The 1,451-nt window shown below is 68.6% G+C and carries 1 protein-coding gene; it reads left to right on the top strand.

The genetic code is table 11. The annotated features are described in order from the left end of the window. Positions 1-67 precede the first annotated feature (67 nt). A complete protein-coding gene (locus PH189_RS30230; RefSeq protein ID WP_274192570.1) occupies positions 68-1,444 on the top strand; it encodes an IS30 family transposase in 1,377 nt (458 codons plus the stop codon). Positions 1,445-1,451: the final 7 nt, after the last annotated feature.

The raw sequence follows: 1,451 nt of genomic DNA, 5'->3' as shown, positions 1-1,451 counted from the left end.
GGCGGATTCAACTGGTCGTCGCAACACCTCGATCATGGAGGTGTTGATGGGTCGGCCAGCGGGTTGGATGAAGGAGCTGACGGGTCGCTCGCCGATGAAGTCACCGGGCAAACCGTCGCTTCGCCGGGACGTCGAGCGACTGTTCTGGCGCGAGGTCGCCAAGGGCCTGTCCAGCGAGGACGCGGCGGCGGCTGTCGGTGTGTCGCCGGCCGCTGGGACCAGGTGGTTCCGCGAGCGTGGCGGCATGCCGACGTTCCTGATCAACCCGATCACGGGTCGTTACCTCTCCTTCGAGGAACGCGAGGTGATCGCCCTGCTCAAGGCCCAGGGCGCCGGAGTCAGGGAGATCGCCCGCCAGACCGGGCGGGATGCGTCGACGATCTCCCGCGAGCTGCGCCGCAACGCCGCCACCCGCGGCGGGAAGCTCGACTACCGGGCCTCGGTGGCCCAATGGAAGGCCGAGTTGATGGCGCGCCGCCCCAAGACAGCCAAGCTCGTCGCCAACGAACAGCTCCACGACTACGTCCAGCAACGGCTCTCCGGACAGGTTCGTCATGCCGACGGGACCCCGGTCACCGGGCCGCAGACGGCCACGTGGAAGGGCCGGAACAAGCCGCACCGCCAGGACCGCCGGTGGGCCCAAGCGTGGAGCCCGGAGCAGATCTCGAACCGGCTCAAGCTCGACTTCCCCGACGATGAGTCCATGCGCATCTCGCACGAGGCGATCTATCAGGCGCTGTTCGTGCAGAGCCGGGGCGCACTCCAGCGTGAGCTGGTCGCCTGCCTGCGCACCGGACGCGCGTTGCGGGTCCCTCGGTCCCGAGCCCGCCAGCGGGCCGGTGGTCACGTGACACCCGAGGTGATGATCAGCGAGCGGCCCGCCGAGGTCGAGGACCGCGCCGTGCCCGGGCACTGGGAGGGCGACTTGATCATCGGCACCGACAGGTCCGCGATCGGCACCATCGTGGAGCGCGTCACCCGGTTCACGATGCTGATCCACCTGCCCCGCATGGACGGCTACGGCATCGAGCCGCGCACGAAGAACGGACCCGCGCTGGCCGGCTACGGCGCCGAAGCGATGCGCGATGCGGTCGCCGCCCAGATGACCACGTTGCCCGAGCAGCTGCGCTGCTCGCTGACTTGGGACCGCGGCAAGGAACTCGCTCAACATGCACAGCTGAAGATCGACACCGGGATCAGCGTCTACTTCGCTGACCCGCACAGTCCCTGGCAGCGCGGCACGAACGAGAACACCAACGGTCTCCTGCGTCAGTACTTCCCGAAGGGGACCGACCTGTCGCGGTGGAGTGATCAGGACCTGCAGGCCGTCGCCGCCGCGCTCAACGGACGACCCCGCAAGACCCTGGGATGGAAGACGCCCGCGGAGAGCCTCGACGACCAGCTAGCCTCGCTCCAACGAGACGGTGTTGCGACGACCGGTTGAGCCCAGT

It is taken from the genome of Actinomycetospora chibensis (assembly GCF_028737215.1).
Taxonomy (GTDB): domain Bacteria; phylum Actinomycetota; class Actinomycetes; order Mycobacteriales; family Pseudonocardiaceae; genus Actinomycetospora; species Actinomycetospora chibensis.
The sequence above is the reverse complement of the archived record's forward strand: the minus strand, read 5'-3'. Positions and strand labels throughout refer to the sequence as shown.

Bases quoted from the DNA above. Each gene is read 5' to 3' on its own strand.
- PH189_RS30230 (WP_274192570.1), top strand. From the start codon at position 68: ATGAAGGAGCTGACGGGTCGCTCGCCGATGAAGTCACCGGGCAAACCG.